Below are 17,762 nucleotides of genomic sequence, written 5' to 3' on the forward strand. Positions count from 1 at the left end.
TAGAATCAACTCAACAAAGTTGATCAATACGTCAGTAAGATAACAGGGGAGAACAACCCCATATAAAGCGGGGAAAATACGGTACCAAATACGGTATTTTCCCCGTATTTAATGATAAAAACACTATTATCTATAGGATAATCACCTAAAAATCAACACATTGACTGCGATAGATTTCAAAAAAAGGTAGTAGTATTTTTAATTTATATAGTTACCAATTACTTTACCAAAAACTAAACTTTCACTCTTTAAGACCTACCAGAATGTTAGACTATGTATTTAAAAAAGCGGATTTGAAAAAAATAATTGATGAGTCAAGCGACTCGCAAGACGAGGTTCTCGTACGATTGCAATTTGGACCGGGTAAAGACGGTATCTTTCCGGCACGAGTTATAGCTCGCTGCCAAGATGCAAAAGAAACGTCCGAACTGCTTGGGCAGGAAATCAGCGGTTGCCCTCGTCCTCCAGGCTGTGGTTGACCGGCATATTCTGCCAACTTACTCATTATCTGACTTATCACCCAATGTGGCCAGTTATAAACAAAGCCATTGATTATTTCGACACAGTCCCTCCTTTGTTGCTGCTCATTATGGCGTTGGCCACAATGCGTCGGCCAGGGAGGGACTATATTGTTCTTTATTTAAGCGGCCAGTTTCTTTTTAACGGATACGCCAACTTGTTAAACGAATTAGTACGAGACAATTTGTTCGCTTATTCACTAAACTTCTCCTGGGCTTATTTTATCCTGTCACTGTATTTTGCTGAACTATACTCGTCGCGGTTATTAAAGCGAATAATTCTGAGTATTGTCATACTCTACCAAATAAATTCAGTTATTACCCTACAATTGTCCAACACAGTAGCTACTTTTAATAGCTTGTCGTTTGGATCAATAAGTTTATTGATTACTATTGCCTGCTTATTTTATTATACCCAACAGCTATCAATACAGCCAAAGGAAAATATTTTGAAGGTCAGGGATTTCTGGTATGTAAATGGTATTTTCACCTATTATACCAGTAATTTCTTTATTTTCCTGACTTACAATACGTTGGTCAGCCGTAACTACGCCAATATTGGTATACTCTGGAAAATTCATAATGCAGTTTTCCTGTTGATGTGCATTTATTTCTTTATCGGTATGCGATGCAAAATTTTACCGACGAAATAGAGATTGTTAGTATTGGTACGGTATTTTTATTGCTCATAACGGTGACGCCTATTCTCTTCGTTTTGATGCATCAACGCCAGTATATCCGTTATTTACGAGATAAGGAAGATATTAAAACGCTATACCAGCAAGAACTGCTTCAGTCCCAACTCGAAATACAGAACCAGACACTTCAACAAATCGCCAACGACCTGCACGATAACATCGGTCAACTACTTACGGTAGTTATTATGCGTCTGAACGCTCTCGAAGAAGAGGTGATCAATCTTGACCACCAGCAGTCCGTTCAGGAAACCCGAGACCTGGTCCGAACTATTATTACCGACGTTCGTACGCTATCCAAAACCCTCGACCATGATACAGTCAGTCGGTTTGGGCTGCTGTCCAGCCTTACACTCGAATTGGAGCGAATTCAGCGAACAGGCCACATAAACACCCAATTGACTACGTTGGGCGAGCAATATATATTGGGCGAACAAATAGAAATAGTACTTCTGCGGATGACGCAGGAATCACTCAATAATGCCCTCAAACACGCTAAGGCAACTAATTTACACGTCATGGCCGATTTTAAAGCCGATAGTTTTACGCTGACTATCGCCGATAATGGTCGGGGCTTCAGTGTACACGAAGCCACAAACCGGCAACTCGACGAATCAGGAGCGGGCCTGAGTAATCTTCACCGGCGGGCGGGTCTACTCGGTGGCACCTGCACCATTATCAGCCAACCTGATGCCGGTGGTACACGTGTTGAGATTCGGATGCCCCGTAGTCAACTTGTTTAATGTTGTGCCAAGCCGTTTTACGCTTAGCGGGATTGTTCATAGTGAACTAGTACGGCTACTGATAGCCGTAATCATGATATCAATAAACCCTACTAACTACTCTATTTTTATCATAAGTACATATTTTTATCAATAAGGAACATTTAGTATACTAAACATTACGAATTACTACTCATAAAATCAAAAATAACTGCATTTGGGTATTGCATAGGTTAGTTCAGATTTCTACTTTTCAGGTAGTAATAATACCTACGTCAACAAACCCATGTCTGCATTCATCGCCATCGTCGACGATCATCACTTAGTAGCCATCGCTTTGTCTGATATGGTCCGCAAGTTTGACAACTACGACGTGCTGCTCGTAGCCGAAAATGGCCGCGATTTGCTTGATCAACTGGCTCGCAGTACCCAATTGCCCGAAATCGTGTTGCTAGATATAAACATGCCGGAAATGGATGGCTTTGAAACAGCCACGCAGCTTCGACAATTACACCCCTCGATTCGGGTACTTGCTCTGTCGATGAATGACCGCGAAGATCAAATTGTCAGGATGGTACGTAATGGAGCGCGGGGGTACTTACTTAAAGGTTGCCGTCCGGCTGAGTTTCTTCAGGCGTTAGATGATATCAGAACCAAGGGTTTTTATTACTCCGAATTCCTGACGACGCAGCTTATCCGTAACCTAAATACGCCTACCGAGAACGGACACACATCTTCTTTCAACCTGAATAATCGCGAATTTGATTTTTTAAAATATGCCTGTAGTGAGCTGACATATACCGAGATCGCGGATAAAATGTGCGTTAGTCCGCGTACCGTGGATGGGTACCGTGAGGTTGTCTTCCAGAAGATGAGCGTGAAGACTCGGGTAGGCATGGTTATTGAAGCGGTGCGGCATGGTTTGGTAGAATTATAGCCCTTCAAGGCTTGTTACAGAAGCCTGAAGTCTCATTATCGCAGAACCGAAATCCCGAACGCATAGAACGACTGCTATCTTTGTCGAAATTTTAGACAGATGCAGTTGCTCTTTCACCGGATAGATCTCCGCCTGAACCATACGTTTACCATCGCCCATGATAGCCGCGATGTGCAGCCGACGCTGATTGTTGAACTACGCGATGGCGAGTATAGTGGGTTTGGTGAGGCTACCGCCACCCGTTATTACGGCATTACCATTGATGGGATGGTGGCCGCTCTCGACGCCCTGCGCAATTCTATCGAAGCTCATTCTCTGACTGATCCTGAAGTTTTCTGGGCAGATATGCAGCCACATCTCGCAAAAGATCCGTTCGCCTTATGTGCTCTCGATCAGGCAGCCTGGGATTTGTGGGCCAAACGCCGGAAACAGCCCCTTTATAAACTCTGGAACCTGAACCCGGCCAATAGTCCGCTAACCGACTATACGATTGGGCTCGATACGCCCGAACGGATGGTCGAGAAAATGCAGGAACGTCCCTGGCCGCTTTACAAAATCAAATTAGGTCGCCCAGAAATGGATTTAATTCTTGTCGATGCTTTGCGCCAACATACCGATGCGGTGTTTCGGGTAGATGCTAACTGTGGCTGGTCGGCAGTTGATACCGTTGCGAAATCGGAAAAATTGCAAGCATTAGGTGTTGAATTTATTGAGCAGCCACTACCCGCCGATGACTGGGCTGGTGCCAAACTTGTGTATGAGCAGAGCGTGTTGCCCATTATTGCCGACGAAAGCTGCATTGTTGAGAGCGATGTTGACCAATGCGCGGGTTATTTTCACGGCGTTAACATTAAACTTACCAAGTGCGGTGGACTAACACCCGCCCGGCGCATGATTGCCCGCGCCCGCGAATTGGGTTTACACGTCATGGTTGGCTGCATGACCGAATCCAGTGTCGGCATCTCCGCTATAGCTCAATTACTTCCCCTACTCGACTATGCCGATTTAGATGGAGCGATGCTAATTGCCAATGACCCGGCTACGGGGGTCACATTCGAGTATGGCAAAGTCGTGTATGCCACTGAAAACGGGACAGGTGTGAATTTATTAACAAGCGAATGAGCGAAATTTTTCACATAAACAAACTACCTAATCGAACCATAACACACAACGGTCAGGAGTATCTTTTCTTTAGTGGAACAGCGTATCTGGGATTGCCCCAACATCCCAATTTTCAGCAATTGATGGTGGAAAGTATACATCAATACGGCACCGTTTTTGGGAGTTCACGTAACGGTAATGTGCGGATTGAGGTGTATGAAGAGGCCGAAGCGAAACTAGCCGGTAGGACTGGTGCCGAAACTGCCCTAACGCTCTCGTCGGGAATGATGGCCGGTCAGGTTGTTATAAACTGGCTGCGGGGTCAACATACCGCGTTTGTTTATGCACCCAGTGCCCACCCGGCCCTCTGGAACGAGCCAACGGTTGCCCTACCCCAACTGTCATTTGCCGAATGGACCGCGCAATTGCCCGAACAACTACGAACAGTAGCTCCCGGCCCGGTCGCTATTTTGACTAACGCACTCGATGCAGTTTGCTCAGACTATTACGATTTTGATTGGCTGAACGACTTGCCCGACCACCGACCCATTACGCTTATTGTGGATGATTCGCATGGGTTAGGCGTACTCAATGACGGGCGGGGCATTTGGCCGCAGATTCCGCGTAAGCCAAACCGCCTTAGCGAGATACGGCTGGTGGTTACGGCTTCGTTGGCAAAAGCGATGGGATTGCCGGGAGGGGTGGTTTTCGGCGACATTAATACAATAGCAACCCTGCGCCAAACGGCATTTTTTGGGGCTTGCTCACCTATGCCTCCTGCGTACCTGGATGCCTATTTACGGGCTGATGCGTTGTATGCCGAAGGATATGAGCGACTTCAAAAGAATCTGCTGTTAGCCGAAGAGTTGTTACTCCCCACAGGTTTGTTTCGCCATGCGAAAGGTTACCCTGTTTTCTTCACAGAAGACGATGAGCTGTACGCGTACCTGCTCAAAAACAACATATTAATTTACTCATTCGCCTACCCAACAATTGCCGACCGCGCCAATACCCGTATCGTGATAAGTGCATTTCATACGCTGGACGATATTCAGACATTGGCCAGGGCTGTTAATGACTATATCTCGACTAAGGCTGTCGGCTGAACCACGATTGAGAGAAGGGCCATTACCTCAGTATTTATAATTTGTTGCCACAAAAGCTACTTAGGCGACGTACTAGTGATGAAAAACTCTTCTTTTTATGAAAAAACAGTATGCACTTTTTATCGTAGCGTCGTTGGCTTTTGCAGCATGTAGTAAAAGCAATGACCCTGCTCCCGATGCGTCGACAGTGGTGGCGGGAACCTATCAGCTTACCTATCTCCGTGAGGACTCAGCCAGTGTTGTCGACTCAATTAACCTGCCTTACAAAATAAACGGAACGACGGTGGCTTCTGGTACCATTATAGCAACGCGTATAGCGAGCGCAACACTAACGGATAGCATTTCTTTTACTTTTTTGGTTAATGGAACACCTTCAGATTACCCTTTAGGCCGGGTTACTGTCCAGACGAATGGGACTAGCTACGACTTATATGATGGTGCAGATAAGATTGGCACTGCCGATGGCACGAACATAAGCATTGACACAGACCCGCAGGATACGCAAACGTATAGGATAGTCCTCAAGGGTAAAAAATAAGCTTTTTACTAAACGCAAAGGCCAGTGTTACCTCAATACATAATTATGAGGTAACGCTGGCCTTACAATTTGGACTGAGTACTACTTTAACCCTTCCAGGAAAACCAGACTTTTGGGCATTTGCTCCACTGAACGCGACGATTCATCCTCAATGAAATAATGCTTCACACCCGATTTTTTCGCTTGCTTCATAATGGCGGCAACACCAACGTCGCCCTGCCCAAGTACCACATTCGACTCGACATCCGAGTGGCCATTATTGCTGTCGGGCGTGCCGGGTTTACGGTCTTTGAGGTGCATTAGCAGAAACCGCTTATGGTACTTCTGTAAGAGCGCGACGGGGTCGTAGCCAGGTGATTTTACCCAAAATACGTCCATCTCAAAATTAACCGATTTAGGATCGAGGTTTTCGACTAAGTAGTCGAAAAAAGTGCCGTCTTTATAAGTTTGAAATTCGTAGCCGTGATTGTGGTAGCAGAATGTAATGTCGTTTTCGGCCAGCAGTTTTCCAGCGGTGTTGAACACATCGATAGCTCGATCGGCGTCGTAAATCGTAAATTTATCCCCTCCATGAGGAATCCAGGTGCAGACAACATATTTAGCCCCTAATGCTTTAGCCTCGGCTAAAACCTTAGGTACATTGTTGTCCAAATCCTCGAAACTCGCTCCAGTACTAATGGCTTTAATACCATTCTGATCCAGCAATTTGCGAAAATCGGGTAGACTTAGTCCGTAGGTTCCGGCAATTTCAGCTTCCCGAAATCCCAGTTCTTTTATTTTAGCCATCGTTCCCGGAACATCTTTGGCAAACTCATTTCGAAAACTATAGAGTTGCAGACCCACGGGGGCGGGTTTCTGGGCCAGTGAAACGAAGCCACATACCAGTAGCCCAGCGAGTAGGAAAGAGAATTTAATGTTCATAATTACGTATTCAGCGGTCCATCACTACGGTTTACGGTGCGTTGGCTACCAGACTAGTATAAACTGTAAACTACGAACTATTTACCCGTTTGGGTAGTAAACGTACTTTCAAAAATCTTGTCAGCGTTACCCGTTTCGAATCCTTCGCGCCTGTGCTGCCGGGTAATCTGATCAGCGGGTAGGTCGTGGAATTGGGGAAGTATGCGCCGTTCGGCAAATTCGACGTACGAACCCGCAATACGGAAAATATCGCCACCGGCAAATTCGGCATCAATCATCTGGGCAATGGTGGATGCCTGTCTCAAACCACCGTCTGGACTTACCTTGATGGTACCTCCCGCCGAATTAAATCGCAGACCACGGTTTTCCAGAAAAGCCACAAACTCATCGATGGTGTTGTACCCCGGCTTGAGATTGTGAACGCTGATAGTAAAGTGATTTAAATAATAACGGTTATAAATCACCCAAGCCGCATATTCACTCTCTTTCAACAACGTTTTATAGTCGGCCAGAGTGGGTGTGGTCCAAAGTGGTTGATGCAAAAAATGATCAACGGCTTCGGCATCAGCCAAATCCAGTGAATCAACAGGGTCACTCGCCATGTTCGTGTAACGATGTATAATGCGCTGCGCTTCTTCCGACAACTCATTTACGCGTAGTTCACTGGCAAAAATACGGGGCAACTTTGGTGTAGGCGGACTGTACCAATAGGCGGATAATTTTTTCTCGATGAAGTTGTATTCATCACGTCGTTCGTATCCATAGTGCATGAAAATTTTCTCGAACGAAGCCAGTCCCAGGTTTGGAACACCCATCGTTCGAAAGGCAATATGGTCATTCTCAATCTCATCCGGCGACTGAATAACGCCCGCGTCGAGCATGGCATCGAATACCTTCTGCACATCAGGAACGCGCTCACTGTATCGGCGCATCAAGCCACCCAGCACAGCATTGAGGGTTTGTGCCGGATTAACAAGTTGAATAGTAGGTGAAGAAATCATCGTTGGTGTTCGATTTATACTAGTCAGGATACCTTATTGATTAATTCGCCACCGGCTTCGCGCCAGCAGCATATCTTTCCCCGATTCGCGATGAATGATCCGATGCAGTATTGACTCCCGGGTTTCGGTCATTGATTGAACCTGTAGCCAGTCCTGCCAATGGCTTTCGGTTCGGTAAACTAAATCAATTTCAGCTAATTCCCACGTTTGCAACCGCTCCGTATCGATAGATTCGAGTAACCACTGTACATAGGCTACATTATTGACATGCTGATTCTGGTCGATACTTAACCAACCTACCTCTACACTTTTGGTATCAGTTGGCTCAATAATAGTCGTCTGAAAGTCTGGTTTGAGCGGTAATTTAGGCAACGGGTCAACATTGACTGGCGGGCTTAAACTGCGGATAAAACCGGGTAGTGGCACCATAGAGCGTTTTTCCATGTCGAAAACAAGCCACGTACTAGTAGCGTCGGCTAAGAGAGTCCCATCTTCGGCCAGTACCCGAAAATCGCGGTAAATGAAATATTTCTCAACAATGGTGGGATAAGTCGTCAACTGAATAGTCTGACCGTAACGCGGGTACTGGTGGATCCGCAGGCAAAAACGCATCAGCATCCACCCATACCCCTGCCGGGCCAAATCAGCAATACCGATGCCATAATGGATGGCGTTTCTATTGGCCGACTCCTGCATTAGATTCATTAGAGCCGGAATACTCATCCGACCAAAGGCATCACACTCGTAGCCCCGTAGGGTGAATGTATCTGTCTGGATAAAAGCCATGTTGTAAAGGTAAGCGGATAGCACAAAAAACTCCCCCGCTACGGTAGTCGTAACAGGGGAGTTTTAATTTGTTTGAAAAGAGAAACGTCGGAAAAACTACGACTGTGAGGTCGTGGTTGACGTTGGCGTTGCGTTCTCTTTTGTGCCGTAGCGTTTGCGGAACTTGTCCACACGACCAGCCGTATCGAGCAGTACATTTTTACCTGTGTAGAACGGGTGCGACTGCGAGCTAACTTCAATCTTAACGAGCGGATAGGTCTGGCCTTCAAACTCGATCGTGTCTTTAGTCTGAACTGTTGAGCGGGTTAGAAATTTGTAGTCGCTCGACAGGTCGTGGAATACCACTTCGCGGTAATCCGGGTGAATGCCCTTTTTCATGATTAATCTCAGTTTCTTGTCATCTTCTCGGTTTCCGACCGAAAAGGATTGCAAAGGTACAGCGTTTGGCTGGTATAGCCAAGCCTTTTTAGGCTTCTTTTATTGGTTGATTATGAATGAACCAAATTAGTACCATTGCCTAATAATGCCGTAATAACGATTGCCACTGGCCTATTTTTCTTTTTATATTTAGGGGTAGCTCACGTCCGCTCCAGTTCGCCAGGATGATGTATAAACGGTGAGCCGATCAATAAATTCGCTTTTTTTTATTTTTAGAATAGCTCTCTGGTGGAATAATTGGTAAGTCGCTAAGTGTTACGGCTTAACAATTTCTTAACCTACCTGGTAGAGTTGCACCTTTCAATGATTCACTAAAACGCCCGAACCTTCCGGGTTGCTTTTCCGTCTATTTCAAAAGAACTTTATAACGCCATCCTGTTCCAACAGCAGCTCAAGGTTGTCGTTGGGTCCGTCCGGTTAGTTATCTGATAGCTATCGTCGGAAGATGAAAAGTCTACCATCGTTTTCTGTTAAACCGGGTTCATTATCGCCCTAATTTTATCGTATTCATCATTTTTTCATATATTAAAACTAACCCAAACGCTCATGTTTGTAATCAAACGCGATGGACGCCGGGAGTCGGTTAAGTTCGACAAAATCACGGCTCGAATCGAGAAACTGTGCTATGGTCTCGACCCCGCTTACGTGCATCCGGTAGAGGTGGCTGTGAAAGTCGTTAGTGGTCTCTACGACGGTGTTAAAACCACCGAACTCGACAATTTAGCGGCTGAAACGGCTGCGTCGATGACCACCAAACACCCAGACTACGCTATTCTGGCCGCCCGCATCGCTATCTCAAACCTGCATAAAGAGACGAACAAATCGTTCTCTGGCACCATCAAGAAACTGTATCAGTACGAAGACCCGAAAACTGGAGAAAACGCGTCGCTGATTGCTAAAGAAGTGTATGAGGTGGTGCGTCAACATGCGGCACTTTTGGATTCCACAATTATCTATGACCGGGATTACGGCTATGATTATTTCGGTTACAAAACACTCGAAAAATCATATCTGCTGAAACTTGATGGCCGTATTGCCGAGCGCCCTCAGCATATGCTGATGCGCGTAGCCGTTGGTATCCATCAGGAAGATATCGACGCGGCCATCGAGACCTATAATCTGCTCTCGGAGAAGTGGTTCACGCATGCCACACCAACGCTGTTCAACGCTGGAACACCAAAACCACAGATGTCGAGCTGTTTCCTGCTGACGATGAAAGACGACTCCATCGACGGTATTTACGACACGCTGAAACAAACCGCCAAGATTTCGCAATCGGCGGGGGGTATCGGGTTGAGCATCCATAATGTTCGGGCCACGGGCACATACATTAAAGGCACAAACGGTACATCCAACGGGATTGTACCCATGCTGCGCGTGTTCAACGATACGGCTCGCTACGTCGATCAGGGCGGTGGCAAGCGTAAAGGTTCCTTTGCTATTTATCTAGAACCCTGGCACGCCGACGTTTTTGATTTTCTGGACCTCAAAAAGAACTCCGGTAAAGAGGAAGGCCGCGCCCGCGACTTGTTCTACGCGCTCTGGACACCCGATCTTTTCATGAAGCGTGTAGAGGATGACGATGTTTGGTCGTTGTTCTGCCCACATGAGTGCCCCGGTCTGGCTGATTGCTACGGTGATGAGTTTGAGGCTTTGTATACACGTTATGAACGCGAAGGTCGCGCCCGCCGAACCATCAAAGCGCAGGAATTATGGTTTAAAATTCTGGAGTCGCAGACCGAAACAGGTACACCTTACATGCTTTATAAGGATGCGGCCAACAAAAAGTCGAACCAGAAGAACCTCGGTACTATTAAATCGTCGAACCTCTGTACTGAAATTATTGAGTACACGGCTCCCGACGAAATAGCGGTTTGTAACCTCGCATCCCTTGCCCTGCCGAAATTTATTACACGCGGCATCGACGGCATCATGCGGTTCGATCACCAGAAGTTGTATGAAGTGACAAAAACGGCCACCCGCAACCTCAACAAGATTATCGACGTTAACTACTACCCAGTTGAGGAAGCTCGTCGGAGCAACATGCGCCACCGGCCAATTGGCATAGGTGTGCAGGGGTTAGCCGATGCGTTTATTATGTTGCGGATGCCGTTTGAATCGGATGAAGCGCGTCGCCTGAACGAAGACATTTTCGAGACAATTTACTTCGGCGCCATGACTTCTTCGATGGAGCAGGCCAAAGAATCCGGACCCTACGAAACCTGGAAAGGCTCACCGATTTCGGAAGGTATTTTCCAATTCGATATGTGGGAACGCGACGGCGTACCGGTAAAACCAAAATCGGGCCGTTGGGATTGGGAAAGTCTGCGAAAGGATGTTATTGAACATGGCGTTCGGAACTCGTTGCTGCTGGCTCCTATGCCAACCGCTTCGACCTCACAGATTCTGGGTAACAACGAATGTTTTGAACCGTACACGAGCAACATCTATACCCGTCGCGTATTGTCGGGCGAGTTTGTAGTGGTGAACAAACACCTGCTCAAAGACCTCGTGAAACTGGGCCTCTGGAACGACGCGATGAAGAACAATCTGATTCTGGCGAATGGCTCGGTTCAGGCAATTCCGAACATTCCGCAGAATATCAAAGACCTATACAAGACGGTTTGGGAGATTAAGCAGAAGCACATCATAGACATGGCTGCCGACCGGGGCGCTTTCATTTGCCAGTCGCAGTCGTTAAATATCCACATTCAGGACTCCAATTTCGGCAAACTGACCTCTATGCACTTCTACGCGTGGAAAGCAGGCTTGAAAACGGGCATGTACTATCTCCGCACGAAAGCCGCTTCCGACGCGGTGAAGTTCACGGTGGTACAACCACAAGCCGAGCCACAACTGGAGCCGGTAATGGCCGAAACGGTAGCTGTCGAGAGACCACTCGACTACGTACAGTATGCCAAAGACCACGCGCAGAACGTTGCCCCTGCACCTGTGCCCATGGTAACAGACCTCGAACAACAGTATGCCGCCATGACATGCTCGCTCGACGACCCGGAAGGTTGCGAAATGTGCGGATCGTAGTAAATTGATAAATTGAAATTTTTACGCTCCCGGCTGTGCTTGACATGGCCGGGAGTTTTGTTTTAGGCTTTACTTTCCAAATTGGTACAACCGGGGAGCCGGAGCGATGTAGTTAAAGGGCGTACTCAATAGATACTCCATGTATTCATGTTTTGCAATCTGTGCCTAAAGCCTCAAATTCGAACCACAAGTGCAAATCCCGGATAATTCAACGGAGAAAATTTGTAAATAAGCTCACGAACATCTCCCGCTACTACATCTTTTTCAAGGGTTATTCCGGGTACTTATAAATCATGCAAACAATTCCTTCTTTCATTTACAAAACCGCAAAAATACTTTCCATACTAGGTCACCCCCTTCTAACAATTCCCTTGTTTTCACTTTACGTAGCTTTCCAGCAGTTACCACTCAAAAATGCCGCTATAGTTTCCGGACTATTATTTGGTGGTGTGGTCGTACCCATTGCATGGCATAATTATCAACAAGTTAAGAAGGGTCAGTATACCAATTTCGATGTATCGAATCAGAAACAACGAGCGCAATTTTATCCCATCTTGATTGGATTAGTCTCTTTAATGACCGGGCTTTTGTTGGCGACCGATCAACCCAGACCTTTCTGCTACGGAACGGGTTGTGTGCTCCTGCTTCTTGTCAGTTCGTATGGAGTGAATCGATATATTAAAGCCTCTTTACACACGGCTCTCGCCTTTTTTCTGACTTGGGCTATCGCTATTAGCAATCAACCGTTGGGCTTAGCAATGGGCATTTTCTCTATTCTGATTGCAGCCTCCCGACTTGTGCTAGCAAGACACACCTTAACGGAGATTTTGGTGGGAGCACTAATTGGCTTACTCACTGGGGCTGGTTTGTATGCGTTTATCGCCTAACTTATACAATTGTGCTTACCGTAGCCTAAATAGCTTGGCGACCGTGCTGTAAATTTTAGTTTTTTCGCACTCGTTGACCCAATATTGATTGTTAAGCCATAACTCTATATGAAAAGAAAGATTTTTCTGAAAGCCTGTTTGACCACCGGCGCTTTTCTAGCTTCGCCTTTTGTACTGGTCGCAAAAACAGTAAAGAGTTACCGAGTTGATAAGGGCTTCAAAGTCAATGCAGGTTAGGACCGCTTCAATCGAGCCATTTCTCTTTTTGATGGCGACACCTTTTCGACAAAAGTATGTACTAAAGACACCGATGGGGATATGTACGTCTACGAATCAAGTCGTGTCAAAGAAGGTGGTCCGGCTCATCATTATCACTTTGATCAAGATGAGTGGTGGTACGTGCTGGAAGGAGAATTTTTGATTAAAGTCGGTGAGGTAATCCACCAAGTTAAGGTGGGTGACAGTGTTTTTGGCCCTCGAAAAGTACCACATAGTTTTGCTAAGGTAGGCTCAGGTGCAGGTAGGCTATTAATGACCTTCCAACCAGCAGGTAAGATGGAAGAGTGCTTCCAAAAAATCAGTGAAGGAGTGATGAAAACGATGACTGAAGCCAAACAGGATAAGTTTAGGGAAGACCATGGCTTCAAACGGGTAGGACCGCCCATCAACCAGTTAAAAAAGTAGGAAAGACCAGCAGGTGATTATGGAATACGGAAAACGCGATGTAGCCGTAAAGAGACAAATGCTATTTCTACACTTTCCCTGTAAAAGTTCTTGTTGGCTATTTGAACCTACAAATAAAACCGCGTCTTATTTGTAGGTAATAAGACCTGCCACGCTTCTGCTTTGCACACGCACCCCGGCAGGTTTTCCTTGTTTATACCCGGTATGCAATTTTCAGTCCCTTCAGAGACAATTGATAACAGAGCGGCTATATCCAGCTTTGTATTTGAATAACGTTGCGGTTTATTCCGATAGTGACACAGTTTACTCATCGGTAGGCTTTCCCGCAGTTCTCGCATCTTTTGTGAAAACATAACTTCCTGGGCAAACACTGCGGCCTCCTAACTCACTGGTAAGTAAATAACAAATATATCCCCTCTCCTAGTTGACGGATGGCTGTGATAGCTCCGCCATGATTGGCCACTACTTTCTCACAGATAGCCAGACCAATTCCCGTACCAGCATACTCATTGCGACCGTGTAGCCATTGGAACACCTGAAAAATGCGGTCAGTATACTTCTCATCAAAGCCGATTCCATTATCGACCACGCTAATGCAGTGGTAAGCCGCAGGAGGTAAACGGTAGTAACGGTTCCATCGGCGCGACGGAACTGTTACTCATCTGACCAATTTGTGCCACCCTGATTAATTATATTGTGAATACCGCTCAAGATTCGGTCTTTATCGTCGTATGAACATCGTCATACGACGACTCTGGCCCGCTCTCATTTGCTTGTCGTTCTTGGCCAAACAGAGTAGTAAAGCCATCATTCCACCAAACGGTATTATAGCGCCCAGATCCCAACACCAAACGGCATCATGAGTGGCTTTGGCAAGAAGTCCGAATAACTCGCCGGTCGTTACTAAATCTACATTGAATGGTTTATCTATGTAAGATTAATGAAACACTTTACAAGCATAAAGTCAGGAAAAGCAAATAACGTAAACAGCCAATTATCGGGACGTTGGATAAGTTATAGTTTACTCCAACTGCTCTCTAATTGGCGCAAATCATAAATCACTCGCTAAAAACCATATTACTTACTCAAGAATCACTTGTACAATCACTCTTTTCACTGAAAAATCAGAGGCACTTTTTGCACTATACCAGTATTAACAAACTATTTGGCTACTACATTTAGTTATGTAGATGAAAAAGCGAAGCCTACCTCTTTTCTTCTTCTATATTGACTATAAATAGATTAGCTAACTCATGAAATTCACATATATAGTAAAATACGCAAATAAGGCTAAGAGAACATCGATAAGCATTTGCACTTTTACGCGTTTATTTATCTCCGGCTTTATTCACCGAAATGCCCTTATTTTTGAGAGCCTAACACGAGTTGCTATGCCGTTTGGTGGCAATTGGCTAGTCAGAAATAGCTAAATCATCACGCCTTCAGTTGGGCTAAATGTACCCAATTCCTATTTTTCCTGTCATAAGTAAATCAGATAGTGCTGATATAGATATATCGGCCTACTCATACCTAATTGCCCTATTTCTGTAGTTCTTCTGGTTCGATAACCAGCCTCACTAGGGATATAGGTTGCATTCTTACTTCATCTTACACGCTAAGATCATGAATCGTTTTTCAGTCATATATCTGCTCAAGCAGCAGTATCAGCATATTTATTGTGCTACTCATGCAGAAGCAGAATCTATTATGGAACGCATGCTTACCCAAAAAGGACACACGCCTATTGGCATCTACGATGCAAAAACAGAGCTTTTCTATTGGGAACCAAAGCGACAGGACCAGTACAATCACGCCCGTATTGAAGAGCAGGGACAGCTGGGCGACCAGATTACTACAATTGCTCAGACCTTACGGAATCAGGATGAGGCTTGGCAGCATCCAGCAAACTCCATATCACAATTGTTAAGTATAAACCCATAAAATGGAAGCTGGCCATTTGGGCCAGCTTATTAATGAGCAGATTTTAATTATCAGAATGAACTGTTTTAAAAGGTAGTGATGTCGCCTTTTAAAACAGTTCGTTGTTAAAAATCAAATCAGTAATGACACGTTCGCTGAGCGAGATAGCTATGCGTATAAGTATCTTTTGCAGCGCTAACGATATGCATTAATTCGAGGTAAGGTAAATACAGGGGCAACTTGATCTCCCGAATCGCTTAAATCACTTCGGCCCGTAAGACCTTACTTACAATTGTTTCTTCTGTGAATGCCGGTGTAGCGCCCCGTTGAGTAGCTACATAAGCACCCGTGGCGCAGGCAAACTCCAGCGTCTTTCGTGCCGACTCACCCTGCAACGTTTTGTAGAGAAAAGCCGCCAGAAACGCATCTCCACTGCCGATGGTATCCTCTACCTCAACGGAAAAAGCCGCCTGCTGCACAAAACCCGTTTCGTCCAGAAACGCGGCTCCTTTCTCCCCCAGGGTTACGCACAGTTGTTCCAGTTGGTATCGGTCGCGCAATTGCTGCATAGCTCGATATAAGTCGGTTTCTTCGCCGTACCAACCAGACAGTTCAATTAATTCGTGCTCGTTCAGTTTGGCAATATCGGCTTGGTGCAGAAGTTCTTCGACCGTAGTTCGTTCATAATGTGGAGCCCGAAGATTCACATCGAACACTTTTCGGGAAGCAACGGCCAGCAGTGCCAGCAACGTTTCGTGGGTTTGGGGACTGCGGGCGGCCAAACTGCCATAGACGAACAAATCGCTTTGCCGTACAGCTTCGAGCAGATTCGGTTCCAGCTGAATGTAATCCCAGGCCACAGGCTGGACAATTTTATACGTCACCTCGTTCGAATCGGAAATGTTGGCTTTTGCTACGCCCGTCAGGTGAGTTTGCCCCGTCTGGATCAGATCGAGAGGGAGGTCCTTCTGGTCAAGGAAATCCAGGAGTTCACGGCCCAAATCGTCGCTTCCGACGCGGCTAATCAGTTGAGCATTTAGGCCGAAATTGCGCAGATCGGCGGCTACGTTCATTGGGGCTCCGCCGGGTTGTTTGCTGGTGGGCAGGACGTCCCAGAGAATTTCACCGAAACAAGTTATTGTTGGGTTCATGGTTAGAAAGAGTTAACGGGTTACAACTGTTTTTTCAATCTACTAATGCCTTTGGTTGCGGGCGTGGCCACATCGCAAACAGCCATTAAAAAATAAAACCTATTCTGTAATACGTTGGTTTTATCAGCAATGACGCCATGCCAAATGACATATGATGCCGATGTACTTATTGTTGGTGGCGGACTGGCAGGATTAACAGCAAGCATTCATCTTGCCAAAGCTAGTTTACGTGTAATACTCCTCGAGAAACACGCCTATCCCCAGCACAAAGTATGTGGTGAGTATGTATCTAATGAAGTGTTGCCCTACCTGTCTTATCTTGGGGTTACCATCGATGAATTGAAGCCTGCCCGAATTCATCGTTTTTTGCTAAGTACGGCTTCTGGAAAAACGATTGAAAGCGAATTGCCTTTAGGTGGATTTGGTGTAAGTCGGTATACATTCGACCATTTTCTAGCAAATAATGCCCGCTCAGCAGGCGTAGAGCTTAGGCAAGCCGACGTAACGAATATTCATTTTGAGCATGATGCTTTTACCGTTACGACGTCGGACGAAAAAAAGTACACCTCGAAAATAGTGATCGGGGCTTACGGTAAGCGCTCTCAACTGGATAAGCATTTACACCGAAAGTTTGTCCTACAGGAGTCACCCTGGTTGGGCGTAAAGGCTCATTATCGAGCAGACTTTCCTGCCGATTTAGTTGCACTACATAATTTTGAGGGTGGTTATTGTGGGTTATCTCAGGTAGAGAATGGTACTGTCAATGCCTGTTATCTGACTAATTACCGTAGCTTCAGGCCATTTAAACGTATAGATACTTTTCAAAAACAGGTTTTAGGAAAAAACCCCTTGTTAAGCAAGTTTTTTTCTGAGGCTACTCCAATGTTCGATAAGCCATTAACCATTAGCCAGGTTTCCTTTTCCAGAAAAGAGTCGGTCGAAAATCACATATTGATGTGTGGTGATACAGCCGGGCTTATTCATCCGCTTTGCGGAAATGGCATGGCAATGGCTATCCACAGCGCTAAACTGGTCTCAGAATTGCTCATTCAATACTTTACGGGCACAATAGCAACCCGTCTGACCTTAGAAAAGCAATATGCCGCTGCATGGTCTACCGAATTTAAAAATCGATTACTGACCGGACGAGTTGTTCAATCGTTGTTGTTGTCTCCTGGCATAACCTCCGCATTACTTAAAGGTCTACACTTAACGCCCGGTATATTACCACTAATTATTAGGCAAACTCATGGTAAACCGTTGGCAGTCAGCATCTGAATTTTCATCTAGATAATAGCTTGCTCAGTTAAAAACT

Annotated in this window: 17 protein-coding genes and 1 pseudogene; 12 read left to right on the forward strand and 6 right to left on the reverse strand. The window is 45.8% G+C overall.

Features of this window, described 5'->3' with window-relative positions; translation table 11 throughout:
- Window positions 1-293 precede the first annotated feature (293 nt).
- From ACFS25_RS23625 to ACFS25_RS23655, 7 genes are all read left to right on the forward strand, one after another.
- Window positions 294-479 carry a hypothetical protein gene (locus tag ACFS25_RS23625; RefSeq protein WP_381505926.1) on the forward strand — a complete coding sequence of 62 codons (186 nt, stop codon included), beginning with the start codon at window positions 294-296 and terminating at the stop codon, window positions 477-479.
- Window positions 480-523: 44 nt separating this feature from the next.
- Complete coding sequence (locus tag ACFS25_RS23630) at window positions 524-1,171, forward strand: hypothetical protein (RefSeq protein WP_381505927.1); 648 nt, start codon at window positions 524-526, stop codon at window positions 1,169-1,171.
- The gene (locus tag ACFS25_RS23635) at window positions 1,147-1,956 is read left to right on the forward strand and encodes a sensor histidine kinase (RefSeq protein WP_381505929.1); all 810 of its coding nucleotides are present in this window, start codon (window positions 1,147-1,149) and stop codon (window positions 1,954-1,956) included. The genes ACFS25_RS23630 and ACFS25_RS23635 overlap by 25 nt, the downstream gene beginning before the upstream one ends.
- A 265-nt stretch (window positions 1,957-2,221) precedes the next feature.
- Window positions 2,222-2,872: a response regulator gene (locus ACFS25_RS23640; protein WP_381505931.1), complete on the forward strand. Its 651-nt coding sequence runs from the start codon at window positions 2,222-2,224 to the stop codon at window positions 2,870-2,872.
- Between the two features lie 99 nt (window positions 2,873-2,971).
- Entirely contained in the window at window positions 2,972-3,994 is a 1,023-nt protein-coding gene (locus ACFS25_RS23645; protein ID WP_381505934.1) for a dipeptide epimerase, read from the forward strand.
- Window positions 3,991-5,079 carry an aminotransferase class I/II-fold pyridoxal phosphate-dependent enzyme gene (locus ACFS25_RS23650; RefSeq protein WP_381505936.1) on the forward strand — a complete coding sequence of 363 codons (1,089 nt, stop codon included), beginning with the start codon at window positions 3,991-3,993 and terminating at the stop codon, window positions 5,077-5,079. The genes ACFS25_RS23645 and ACFS25_RS23650 overlap by 4 nt, the downstream gene beginning before the upstream one ends.
- Window positions 5,080-5,176: 97 nt before the next feature.
- Window positions 5,177-5,617, forward strand: coding sequence for a hypothetical protein (locus ACFS25_RS23655; RefSeq protein ID WP_381505938.1), 441 nt, complete (start codon window positions 5,177-5,179; stop codon window positions 5,615-5,617).
- Window positions 5,618-5,698: 81 nt separating this feature from the next.
- Here ACFS25_RS23655 and ACFS25_RS23660 read toward each other — a convergent pair whose 3' ends face one another.
- The 4 genes from ACFS25_RS23660 to ACFS25_RS23675 form a co-directional block, all read right to left on the reverse strand.
- Window positions 5,699-6,538: a sugar phosphate isomerase/epimerase family protein gene (locus ACFS25_RS23660; RefSeq protein ID WP_381505940.1), complete on the reverse strand. Its 840-nt coding sequence runs from the start codon at window positions 6,536-6,538 to the stop codon at window positions 5,699-5,701.
- Window positions 6,539-6,615: 77 nt separating this feature from the next.
- Complete coding sequence (locus tag ACFS25_RS23665; protein WP_381505942.1) at window positions 6,616-7,539, reverse strand: DUF1338 domain-containing protein; 924 nt, start codon at window positions 7,537-7,539, stop codon at window positions 6,616-6,618.
- Window positions 7,540-7,572: 33 nt separating this feature from the next.
- Window positions 7,573-8,325 carry an acyl-[acyl-carrier-protein] thioesterase gene (locus ACFS25_RS23670; protein WP_381505944.1) on the reverse strand — a complete coding sequence of 251 codons (753 nt, stop codon included), beginning with the start codon at window positions 8,323-8,325 and terminating at the stop codon, window positions 7,573-7,575.
- Window positions 8,326-8,421: 96 nt separating this feature from the next.
- Window positions 8,422-8,703, reverse strand: coding sequence for a type B 50S ribosomal protein L31 (locus ACFS25_RS23675; protein WP_381505946.1), 282 nt, complete (start codon window positions 8,701-8,703; stop codon window positions 8,422-8,424).
- 606 nt (window positions 8,704-9,309) lie between these two features.
- Here ACFS25_RS23675 and ACFS25_RS23680 point away from each other — a divergent pair.
- The 3 genes from ACFS25_RS23680 (at window position 9,310) to ACFS25_RS23690 (ending at window position 13,376) form a co-directional block, all read left to right on the forward strand.
- Window positions 9,310-11,805 carry a ribonucleoside-diphosphate reductase subunit alpha gene (locus ACFS25_RS23680; protein ID WP_381505949.1) on the forward strand — a complete coding sequence of 832 codons (2,496 nt, stop codon included), beginning with the start codon at window positions 9,310-9,312 and terminating at the stop codon, window positions 11,803-11,805.
- Window positions 11,806-12,098: 293 nt separating this feature from the next.
- Window positions 12,099-12,692, forward strand: coding sequence for a phosphatase PAP2 family protein (locus tag ACFS25_RS23685; RefSeq protein WP_381505951.1), 594 nt, complete (start codon window positions 12,099-12,101; stop codon window positions 12,690-12,692).
- A 318-nt stretch (window positions 12,693-13,010) separates the two neighbouring features.
- Entirely contained in the window at window positions 13,011-13,376 is a 366-nt protein-coding gene (locus ACFS25_RS23690; protein WP_381505954.1) for a cupin domain-containing protein, read from the forward strand.
- Window positions 13,377-13,756: 380 nt separating this feature from the next.
- Here ACFS25_RS23690 and ACFS25_RS23695 read toward each other — a convergent pair.
- Window positions 13,757-13,983 (reverse strand): annotated as a pseudogene (locus tag ACFS25_RS23695) (sensor histidine kinase); the annotation flags it as partial.
- A gap of 1,016 nt (window positions 13,984-14,999) precedes the next feature.
- Here ACFS25_RS23695 and ACFS25_RS23700 point away from each other — a divergent pair.
- Window positions 15,000-15,317, forward strand: coding sequence for a hypothetical protein (locus tag ACFS25_RS23700; RefSeq protein WP_381505956.1), 318 nt, complete (start codon window positions 15,000-15,002; stop codon window positions 15,315-15,317).
- Window positions 15,318-15,553: 236 nt separating this feature from the next.
- Here the strand turns inward: ACFS25_RS23700 and ACFS25_RS23705 are convergent, their stop codons facing one another.
- Entirely contained in the window at window positions 15,554-16,447 is an 894-nt protein-coding gene (locus tag ACFS25_RS23705) for a carbohydrate kinase family protein (RefSeq protein ID WP_381505958.1), read from the reverse strand.
- Between the two features lie 114 nt (window positions 16,448-16,561).
- Here ACFS25_RS23705 and ACFS25_RS23710 point away from each other — a divergent pair, with 114 nt between their 5' ends.
- Window positions 16,562-17,725, forward strand: coding sequence for an NAD(P)/FAD-dependent oxidoreductase (locus tag ACFS25_RS23710; RefSeq protein ID WP_381505959.1), 1,164 nt, complete (start codon window positions 16,562-16,564; stop codon window positions 17,723-17,725).
- Window positions 17,726-17,762: the final 37 nt, after the last annotated feature.

Origin of the sequence: Spirosoma flavum, assembly GCF_042686045.1 — a bacterium.
Lineage (GTDB): Bacteria > Bacteroidota > Bacteroidia > Cytophagales > Spirosomataceae > Spirosoma > Spirosoma flavum.

Coding starts and splice junctions, on each gene's coding strand:
- ACFS25_RS23655 (WP_381505938.1), top strand. CDS start 5,177: ATGAAAAAACAGTATGCACTTTTTATCGTAGCGTCGTTGGCTTTTGCA.
- ACFS25_RS23680 (WP_381505949.1), top strand. CDS start 9,310: ATGTTTGTAATCAAACGCGATGGACGCCGGGAGTCGGTTAAGTTCGAC.
- ACFS25_RS23630 (WP_381505927.1), top strand. CDS start 524: ATGTGGCCAGTTATAAACAAAGCCATTGATTATTTCGACACAGTCCCT.
- ACFS25_RS23640 (WP_381505931.1), top strand. CDS start 2,222: ATGTCTGCATTCATCGCCATCGTCGACGATCATCACTTAGTAGCCATC.
- ACFS25_RS23650 (WP_381505936.1), top strand. CDS start 3,991: ATGAGCGAAATTTTTCACATAAACAAACTACCTAATCGAACCATAACA.
- ACFS25_RS23660 (WP_381505940.1), bottom strand. CDS start 6,538: ATGAACATTAAATTCTCTTTCCTACTCGCTGGGCTACTGGTATGTGGC.
- ACFS25_RS23665 (WP_381505942.1), bottom strand. CDS start 7,539: ATGATTTCTTCACCTACTATTCAACTTGTTAATCCGGCACAAACCCTC.
- ACFS25_RS23675 (WP_381505946.1), bottom strand. CDS start 8,703: ATGAAAAAGGGCATTCACCCGGATTACCGCGAAGTGGTATTCCACGAC.
- ACFS25_RS23700 (WP_381505956.1), top strand. CDS start 15,000: ATGAATCGTTTTTCAGTCATATATCTGCTCAAGCAGCAGTATCAGCAT.
- ACFS25_RS23635 (WP_381505929.1), top strand. CDS start 1,147: ATGCAAAATTTTACCGACGAAATAGAGATTGTTAGTATTGGTACGGTA.
- ACFS25_RS23670 (WP_381505944.1), bottom strand. CDS start 8,325: ATGGCTTTTATCCAGACAGATACATTCACCCTACGGGGCTACGAGTGT.
- ACFS25_RS23705 (WP_381505958.1), bottom strand. CDS start 16,447: ATGAACCCAACAATAACTTGTTTCGGTGAAATTCTCTGGGACGTCCTG.
- ACFS25_RS23690 (WP_381505954.1), top strand. CDS start 13,011: ATGTACGTCTACGAATCAAGTCGTGTCAAAGAAGGTGGTCCGGCTCAT.
- ACFS25_RS23685 (WP_381505951.1), top strand. CDS start 12,099: ATGCAAACAATTCCTTCTTTCATTTACAAAACCGCAAAAATACTTTCC.
- ACFS25_RS23645 (WP_381505934.1), top strand. CDS start 2,972: ATGCAGTTGCTCTTTCACCGGATAGATCTCCGCCTGAACCATACGTTT.